At 60.0% G+C, this 255-nt stretch carries 1 protein-coding gene; it reads right to left on the bottom strand.

Going from position 1 to position 255, the window contains the following annotated elements:
- The coding region (locus NFX52_RS30580; RefSeq protein ID WP_252636035.1) for a nickel-dependent hydrogenase large subunit at nt 1-255 on the bottom strand (255 nt) is incomplete at both ends.

Genomic DNA, 255 nt, shown 5'->3' with positions numbered 1-255 from the left:
ATAGCGTGGGCGTAACTCAGGATGTAGCGCGAGAGCGGGCCGACTTCGACCGCGTGGCCACGCCAGCGAGGCGACTTGATCCAGCTGTACTTGGCCGACTCGTCGAGGTGTTCGATTCGGGTGCGAGCGCCCTTGAAGTTCGGGCCTTCGGGGTGATAGTTGGCTTCAGTTACACCGTCCCATGGGTGCAAGCCCTTGCTTTCGTCGGCGTACTTGTACCAGCTGTGGTTTACAAATTCCTGCACCTGTTCGGGG

It is taken from the genome of Acidovorax facilis (assembly GCF_023913775.1).
GTDB lineage: Bacteria > Pseudomonadota > Gammaproteobacteria > Burkholderiales > Burkholderiaceae_C > Acidovorax > Acidovorax facilis.
This window is presented reverse-complemented; position numbering and strand designations above follow the sequence as displayed.